The sequence below is a fragment of the uncultured Caballeronia sp. genome (assembly GCF_964243625.1).
GTDB lineage: Bacteria > Pseudomonadota > Gammaproteobacteria > Burkholderiales > Burkholderiaceae > Caballeronia.
In genome coordinates this window covers 1-7,732 of record NZ_CAXTGZ010000279.1, presented here as the reverse complement: position 1 = coordinate 7,732, position 7,732 = coordinate 1, and the positions used below count along the sequence as shown (strand labels likewise).

Here is a 7,732-nt window from a genome sequence, read left to right as displayed (position 1 = left end):
CGCGCTGCCGTCGTCCATTGCGACCTTGAACGGCAGGTTGCGTGTCTGCGCGTAGTTGTTCACGTACATCGGTGCGTCGTAGTTCATGGCGACGGCGACGAATTCCAGGCCGCGGCCCTTGAACCGGTTATACGTGTTGATCATCTGCGGCATCTCTTTCATGCACGTTTCGCAGCTTGTTGCCCAGAAGTTGATCAGGTAGACCTTGCCCTTCAGATCGGTCGAGGTCGAAACCTTCTGGCCCGACAAAAGCGTGAACGTGGCGTCCGGCACGCGTTGCTGGCCGCCGAACGCGAAAAAGCCGGTACACGCAATCACGCCCGCCACGACCGCCATGACGATATAGCGCAGCGGGCTCTTGCTGCGCGCCAATGAAACCTGTGAATTCTCTGACATGGGAGACCTCGAGCGTGCTCGATATAAGGCAATTGCGTCGGTGTGACCGGATGCTGCGCATTTTAGCCCGAATCCCAGAAAAGCGTCTCCGCTGAAAAGTCCGCTCTGGCGCGGCCAACAGCGCCGTCGGTTCGGACAGCGGATAATTACGTTTTCTCTTTTTGCTTTGCTCATGAACCGATCTTCGCGAACCGTAGTCCTCAAATCCATGATGGTGGCTTTTAGCGCTGTAGCGCTGCTCGCCTGCACGCCGGCCTACGACTGGCGCACCATTCAGAACAACGACGACGCCTACGAAGTCACATTCCCCGCCAAACCCCGCTCGGATGCGCGGGATATAGAGATCGCCGGAAAGCCGATGCACATGAAGATGCAGACCGCCGAAGCCGGTGACGCGGTATTTGCCGTGGGAACGGTTGACTTGCCCAACGGGGACGCCGCAACGCAGCAAGCCGCGCTCGATTTTCTCCAACATGGTTTGGCGCGCAATGTGAACGCCGCTCCGGCTGCGCACCCGGTTCTGATCGAAATTGCGGCAGGCGGCAAGCTGCCGGGATCGGAAATCGAGGTGAACGGCACACGCGATGACGGCCAGAATCGCGAGACACGCCAGATTCGCGCTCGCTTCATCGCGAAAGGAATGCACGCTTATCAACTTGCGATCGTTTCAACCAAAGCGCCTCCGGCCGAGCAGATCGATCAGTTTTTCTCGTCGTTCAAACTTTATTAAGTATTCGCAGGCATTCGGCCTTCCGCATTTACCGCCATTTCATTAGTTGAATAACGCCACGACAACGTTTCACGACGAAGAATCTGGACAAGGTTTTAAGGCTAAAACTCGGATTTATCTCAGTTTTTTGAACTATCCACAGAGGTTGTGGATAACTTTGTGGAAAACATCGTCCGGTGAGCCGCAAGCGCCCGTCTGACGCGGCTTTCCTTACTTTGCCTTGATTCGCGGCATCGGAAAAAGATCAATAAATTCAACGGCCTGTGCTTCATTGCCGAAACTGGGGTTTGATCTGATGTTAAGGAAACAAAGAACGGCCCAGTGTGCATAAGTCAAGTCTTGACACGCGAATTTCTTTCTACGACGACGCGCAGGCGGCCTATACCGCGGCGAAAGCCCGCCGATACTGGATCGCCTCAGCCAGATGCCCCGCCGTGGGTGAGTTGGCGGCGGCCAGATCCGCAATCGAGCGCGCCACTTTGAGCACACGGTAATACGCTCGCGCCGACCATCCGAAGCGCTCACCCGCTTCGCGCAGCAAGGCTTCGCCGGCCGCGTCCGGGCGGCAGACCGCGTCGACTTCCCGGCCATCGAGTTCCCGGTTTGTCTTGCCTTGGCGCTGAAGCTGGCGCTCGCGTGCATCGGCGACACGGCGCGCCACGACTGCGCTTGTCTCACCCAGAGACCCACTCCTCGCCGATAACTCCGCCGGCGACAATGCGGGTAGCTCGATCTGGATGTCGATGCGGTCGAGCAGTGGTCCTGAAAGTTTGCGCAGATAACGAGCGGCGATCTCGGGTGTGCAGCGGCATCGGCCGTTCGGATCGCCGCGCCAGCCGCACGGGCACGGATTCATGGCTGCGACCAATTGACACGCAGCCGGGAAGTCGGCCTGATGCGCGGCGCGTGAAATGGTGATCCGGCCGGCTTCCAGCGGTTCGCGCAGCGTTTCGAGCACTTTCCGGTCGAACTCCGGCAGCTCGTCGAGAAACAGCACGCCCAGGTGCGCCAAGGTGATTTCGCCAGGTTGCGGCGGGTTGCGACCGCCGACAAGCGCCACCGAACTCGATGAATGATGGGGTGCCCGGAACGGGCGCTGGCGCCACTGAGCCGGGGAGAATCCAAGCATGCTCGCGGAAAGGATCGCCGCAGAGGACAGGGCTTCTTCGTCTGTCATGGGTGGGAGAAGGCTGGGCAATCGCGCGGCGAGCATCGATTTGCCTGCGCCCGGCGGTCCGACCATCAAGAGATGATGTCCGCCGGCCGCCGCGACCTCCAGTGCACGCCGTGCGCCGGGATGGCCGATGACATCGACGAGATCGGGCAAGGGTGGGCGCCGGTCTAGCCGGGAGCCGAGCGTTGCGGCACGAACGGGCGTGAGGCGGCCGTTTTCCGAGCCGCAAAGATGTGCACACAAAGTGGGCAGATCGGGCGCACCAAATACTTCGACACCTGGCACGAGCGCGGCTTCCGATGCACTCGCGGCCGGCAGATAAATCTCAGGCATGCGCACGTCGGTGTCCCGCACGAACCCACCTTCCATTGCAACGACGCCCGCATATTGCCGCGCTGCGCCGCACGCCATCGCAAAGGCGCCGCGCATTGGCCGGATGGAACCGGTCAGCGACAACTCGCCCGCAAACTCACGATGCAACAACGCCTCGACGGGAATCTGACCGCTCGCTGCAAGGATGCCCAACGCAATAGGCAAGTCGAACCGGCCGCTTTCTTTCGGCAGATCGGCAGGGGCAAGGTTGACGGATCCGGCGAACGGGAAATTCGAAGCCGCAATTCTGAAGGGCGGCGCGAACGCGCTCGCGGCTTTCGCGGACTTCAAGATCAGGCAGGCCGACGATTGAAAACGAAGGTAATCCATTGGCGAGATGAACCTCGACGGTCACCTCGGGCGCGCGCCCAGGAGCGGGCGCGCGGCTGCGCACCACGGCAAGCGACATGATTTTTTCCCCGCTGCCCGCGCCCCGTCGTTGCAATTGCAATCGCAAGGCGGCGGTTTATTGATTCAACATCACGGCTCGCTTAGCCGGTGACACGCTTTTTCAGCTTCTAGCCCTTAGTCCTGACTACTCGATGACGTAGCGCCACCCAGCTTTGCTTCCAGTTGCGCCACACGCCGTTCGAGCTCTTCGAGCCGGGTACGTGTGCGCACGAGCACTTGCGTCTGGGTATCGAATTCTTCGCGCGTGACGAGATCCAGCTTCGAGAAGCCTTGCGAAAGCATGGCTTTCATATTCTTTTCAATGTCCTTGGCTGGCGAATTCTTGAGCAGCTCGCTCATCTTGGCCTGGAAGTCATTGAATACGTCGTTCGGTTGTTTCATGCGGTCTTTCCTCTTGCGCACCATAAAAGTGCATTCATTGTTAGCTCAGTGCCACGAAATTCTTCATGATCCAAATTGGTGCGTCATAGCGTGAAAGCTGATGGCGGCTGCGCCCAACTCGTCCGTTGACGCGGCGTTTCGTCACGCCCAAAGAATCTGAACTTCGTGCCTGACCTTGCGTGCACTCTAGCAACGATCCACGGTACGCGCCAGCACATGGAAGCACCGTTAGCCATCCGGTCTAAGGAGCGGGCCGGGACCCCGCGAAGCCCTGATGAGCATGCGTATAGGCTCGCATGGCATACGAGTTGCATAAGTGGCCCCGGCCTTGTCCGTACGCGCTTTTCCGGGCGATGGGCAAAGCGGCGTGGCGCATGAGACGCCGCTCGCGATGGCACGAGGCAACAAAGGATCAGGCATGGGACCAGAGCAAGCGCCAACACGCCAACTCTGTTCGACACACACGCGAGGGATACATGAAGCTCATTACCGCAATCATCAAGCCGTTCAAGCTCGACGAAGCACGCGAAGCGTTGTCGGCGATCGGCGTCTCGGGCATCACCGTCACCGAGGTAAAAGGCTTCGGCCGCCAGAAGGGCCACACGGAGCTGTATCGCGGCGCCGAGTACGTGGTCGACTTTCTGCCGAAAGTGAAGATTGAAGCAGCGGTATCGGACGATATCGTCGACCAGGCGATCGAAGCGGTGGAGCGCGCAGCACGCACGGGCAAGATCGGCGACGGGAAGATCTTCGTCACCCCGATCGAACAAGTCATTCGCATTCGTACCGGTGAAACCGGCGCGGACGCTCTCTAAAAAAAACGAAACGGCGATAAGAGGAAACACAAGAATGCGCAATTTATTGATGTCCTTGTTGATGGCGGGGTCGCTGCTGGGAGTGAGCGCCGGCACCGTGATGGCGCAGGATGCATCGGCGCCCGCGGCTGCGTCGGCCATGGCGGCGCCTGCAAGCGCACCAGATTCCGCGTCTCCGGTCAGCGCCAATACGGCACTGGCTTCCGGCGCGGAAGCAGCATCGGCCGCAGCGCCGGCTTCCGGCGCATCGGACGCAGCAGCCGCACCGGCTGCCCCGACAGAACCGTTCTCTGTGGATTCATCGAAGATCAGCTCGGGCGACACCGCCTGGATGTTGACCTCCACCGCTCTCGTCCTGTTCATGACGATCCCGGGCCTCGCACTCTTTTACGCCGGCATGGTGCGCAAGAAGAACGTGCTCGCGACCGTGATGCAGTCGTTCGCAATCTGCTGCCTGGTCACGATCATCTGGACGGTCGTCGGCTACTCGCTGGCGTTCACGCCGGGTAACTCGTTCATCGGCGGATTCTCGCGCGTGTTCCTGCACGGCATGAACTACATCAAGGGCGACAAGGCCACGACGCTGACCGTCAGCCACCTGGCCCCGACGATCCCGGAATCGGTCTACTTCGTCTATCAGATGACGTTTGCGATCATCACCCCGGCGCTGATCGCCGGTGCGTTCGCTGACCGCATGAAGTTCTCCGCGATGCTCGTCTTCATGGGCTTGTGGTCGATCATCGTCTACTCGCCGATCGCGCACATGGTGTGGGAACCGACGGGCTGGCTCGCAACGGCCGGCATCCTGGACTTCGCAGGCGGCACGGTGGTTCACATCAACGCCGGTATTGCAGGTCTCGTGTGCTGTCTGGTGCTCGGCAAGCGTGTCGGTTATGGCCGCGAAGTCATGGCGCCGCACAACCTCGTGCTTTCGCTGATTGGTGCATCGATGCTGTGGGTCGGCTGGTTCGGCTTCAACGCGGGTTCGGCAGTGGCGGCTGACGGCCGTGCCGGCTTCGCAATGCTCACGACGCAAATCGCAACGGCTTTTGCTGCATTCGGCTGGATGTTTGCCGAATGGCTGGCGAAGGGCAAGCCTTCGGTACTCGGCATCATCTCGGGCGCGGTTGCCGGCCTGGTGGCGATTACGCCGGCTTCGGGCTACGTTGGCGTGACCGGTGCGATCGTGATCGGTATTGCGGCGGGCGTGGTCTGCTTCTGGTCGGCTACGTGGCTCAAGACGAAACTCGGCTACGACGATTCGCTCGACGCGTTCGGCGTGCACGGCGTGGGCGGTATTCTCGGCGCATTGCTGACGGGTATCTTCGCGGTGAAGGACATCGGCGGCGCCGACGGCAGCATCTTGCTGCAAGCCAAGGGCGTTCTGACCACGCTGGTGTACAGCGGCGTGATGAGCTTCGTCCTGCTGAAAATCATCGACATGGTCATGGGCCTGCGTGTCACGGAAGAAGAAGAACGTGAAGGCCTGGACGTGACGCTGCATGGCGAGCACGTCGAATAAACAATGTTTCAGACCGGTTGCGGCAGGGGCGCGAGAGGCCCCGGCTTCAATCGGAGTATGTGGAAAGCAATAGCAGCATGGCTCCGAGATAAGCGCAGCGATTTTGCCCGCCCGTCCTACGGCGGGCATTTTTTTGTCCCGTTTTTGTGCAGGAAGACAGATTCGGATCAGGTGAAATGTTCGCGAAAGACGGCACGAACCGTGCGAATAGGCTTGGGAAAAGGGAGTTCATACCCAAATAGATGAGGCATTTGCTCTACAATCTTTCCTCTTAAGTCCGCGAGTCATCAATGGTTCCGCATCTCGTAACGGCGTTAAACGGCCCCCTGCTCGATCTCGAGCGGAAGATACTCGACGCGACGCCGTCCATTGAACGCTGGTTCCGGCTGGAGTGGCAAGAACACACGCCGCCGTTCTACTGCTCGGTGGACCTGCGCAACGCGGGTTTCAAGCTTGCCCCGGTCGACACCAACCTGTTCCCCGGCGGTTTCAACAACCTGCCGGTCGAAGTGTTGCCGCTTGCCGTGCAGGCCGCCATGGCATCGATCGAAAAGATCTGCCCTGATGCGAAAAACCTCCTGGTGATACCGGAGCGCCATACGCGCAACGCGTTTTACCTGGAGAACGTCGCGCGGCTCGCGACCATCATGCGTCAGGCCGGATTGAATATCCGCTTCGGCACGCTCGATGAAAACATTCATGGCCCGGTGACGATCGCGCTGGCGGATGGCCAGAAGATCGTTCTCGAGCCGCTCGAGCGCACGCCGCGCCGCCTCGGCCTGAAGAATTTCGACCCGTGCTCGATTCTGCTGAACAACGATCTGTCGGGCGGCATTCCGCCGGTGCTTGAAAACCTGCACGAACAATACTTGCTGCCGCCGCTGCATGCTGGCTGGGCGGTGCGCCGGAAATCCAATCACTTTTCCTGTTACGACGACGTCGCGAAGAAGTTTTCAAAGCTCGTCGAAATCGATCCGTGGATGATCAACCCGTATTTCGCGCACGTCGAAGGCGTGGATTACGAGGCGCGCACGGGCGAGCAGGAACTGGCGGATGCCATCGACGGCGTGTTGAAGAAGATCGCGAAGAAGTATCGCGAATACGGAATCAGCGAGAAGCCGTACGTGGTGATCAAGGCCGACGCCGGCACCTACGGCAAGGGCGTGATGACCGTGCATGACGCCAGCGAAGTCGCCGCGTTGACCAAGCGCGAGCGCGTCAAGATGAACGACGCGAAGGACGGCCTGGAAGTGCACGACGTGATCGTGCAGGAAGGCGTGCATACGTTCGAGCGCGTGGAAAACGCGGTCGCCGAGCCGGTGGTCTACATGATCGACCGGTATGTGGTCGGCGGGTTTTATCGTGTGCACGATTCGCGGGATCGCGACCAGAACCTGAACGCGCCCGGCATGCATTTCGTACCGCTCGGCTTCGAGCACACCGCGCTGCCCGATGCCCACGCGAAACCCGGCGCAGCACCGCCGAACCGCTTCTACATGTATGGCGTGGTGGCGCGGCTGGGATTGCTGGCGGCATCGGTGGAACTGGAAAAGACTGATCCGGAAGCCATTCAGGTTTAAGCTTTGAATCCGGAGCACGACGGCCGCACGAGTTGCGGCCGTTTGCACGTCAGGCGCGAACGCACGCAACGTGTTAAAAATCGCGTATTGCAGACCGCTGCCGCTTCTTACCGAATAAACCAAGGCCGAACGGCCGTTCTGGACGCTTATGGACATCCTTTTTATCGCCGATCCGCTCGATCATTTCAAGATCTACAAAGACACGACCTACGCGATGATGGCCGAAGCCGCGCGTCGCGGACACACGATCTACGCGTGCGAGCCGCAGCATCTGGCGTGGGTTGACGGCAAGGTCGAAGGGACGGTTCAGCGCATAACCATCGTCGGCGACGAAGCGGATTCGGCGAGCTC

General features: G+C 60.1%; 8 protein-coding genes and 1 pseudogene. 5 read left to right on the top strand and 4 right to left on the bottom strand.

Annotated features, from left to right (window positions below):
• On the bottom strand, window positions 1-396 hold a 396-nt coding region (locus tag ACFFAR_RS18800; RefSeq protein ID WP_174363182.1), incomplete at its 3' end, for a redoxin family protein.
• A gap of 172 nt (window positions 397-568) precedes the next feature.
• Here ACFFAR_RS18800 and ACFFAR_RS18795 point away from each other — a divergent pair.
• Window positions 569-1,126 (top strand): hypothetical protein, encoded by a 558-nt coding sequence (locus ACFFAR_RS18795; RefSeq protein WP_375508259.1) that lies wholly within the window; start codon window positions 569-571, stop codon window positions 1,124-1,126.
• Between the two features lie 379 nt (window positions 1,127-1,505).
• Here the strand turns inward: ACFFAR_RS18795 and ACFFAR_RS18790 are convergent, their stop codons facing one another.
• From ACFFAR_RS18790 to ACFFAR_RS18780, 3 genes are all read right to left on the bottom strand, one after another.
• Window positions 1,506-2,837: a YifB family Mg chelatase-like AAA ATPase gene (locus tag ACFFAR_RS18790; protein WP_375508258.1), complete on the bottom strand. Its 1,332-nt coding sequence runs from the start codon at window positions 2,835-2,837 to the stop codon at window positions 1,506-1,508.
• Complete coding sequence (locus tag ACFFAR_RS18785; protein WP_375508257.1) at window positions 2,770-3,081, bottom strand: magnesium chelatase domain-containing protein; 312 nt, start codon at window positions 3,079-3,081, stop codon at window positions 2,770-2,772. Before ACFFAR_RS18785 ends, ACFFAR_RS18790 begins: the two co-directional genes overlap by 68 nt.
• Window positions 3,082-3,197: 116 nt before the next feature.
• Window positions 3,198-3,464 (bottom strand): accessory factor UbiK family protein, encoded by a 267-nt coding sequence (locus tag ACFFAR_RS18780; RefSeq protein WP_075359339.1) that lies wholly within the window; start codon window positions 3,462-3,464, stop codon window positions 3,198-3,200.
• 476 nt (window positions 3,465-3,940) lie between these two features.
• Between ACFFAR_RS18780 and ACFFAR_RS18775 the strand changes: the two genes are divergently transcribed.
• The 4 genes and pseudogenes from ACFFAR_RS18775 to ACFFAR_RS18760 all read left to right on the top strand — a co-directional run.
• Complete coding sequence (locus ACFFAR_RS18775; protein ID WP_031364354.1) at window positions 3,941-4,279, top strand: P-II family nitrogen regulator; 339 nt, start codon at window positions 3,941-3,943, stop codon at window positions 4,277-4,279.
• Window positions 4,280-4,313: 34 nt separating this feature from the next.
• Window positions 4,314-5,801, top strand: a complete 1,488-nt coding sequence (locus ACFFAR_RS18770; RefSeq protein WP_062168827.1) for an ammonium transporter — start codon at window positions 4,314-4,316, stop codon at window positions 5,799-5,801.
• Window positions 5,802-6,091: 290 nt separating this feature from the next.
• Window positions 6,092-7,381, top strand: a complete 1,290-nt coding sequence (gene gshA, locus ACFFAR_RS18765) for a glutamate--cysteine ligase (protein ID WP_056358120.1) — start codon at window positions 6,092-6,094, stop codon at window positions 7,379-7,381.
• 148 nt (window positions 7,382-7,529) lie between these two features.
• Window positions 7,530-7,732 (top strand): annotated as a pseudogene (locus tag ACFFAR_RS18760) (glutathione synthase); the annotation flags it as partial.

What these genes read in the sequence shown, in the direction of transcription:
- ACFFAR_RS18795 (WP_375508259.1), top strand. Translation starts at nt 569, where the DNA reads ATGAACCGATCTTCGCGAACCGTAGTCCTCAAATCCATGATGGTGGCT.
- ACFFAR_RS18785 (WP_375508257.1), bottom strand. Translation starts at nt 3,081, where the DNA reads ATGTCGCTTGCCGTGGTGCGCAGCCGCGCGCCCGCTCCTGGGCGCGCG.
- ACFFAR_RS18780 (WP_075359339.1), bottom strand. Translation starts at nt 3,464, where the DNA reads ATGAAACAACCGAACGACGTATTCAATGACTTCCAGGCCAAGATGAGC.
- ACFFAR_RS18775 (WP_031364354.1), top strand. Translation starts at nt 3,941, where the DNA reads ATGAAGCTCATTACCGCAATCATCAAGCCGTTCAAGCTCGACGAAGCA.
- ACFFAR_RS18770 (WP_062168827.1), top strand. Translation starts at nt 4,314, where the DNA reads ATGCGCAATTTATTGATGTCCTTGTTGATGGCGGGGTCGCTGCTGGGA.
- gshA (WP_056358120.1), top strand. Translation starts at nt 6,092, where the DNA reads ATGGTTCCGCATCTCGTAACGGCGTTAAACGGCCCCCTGCTCGATCTC.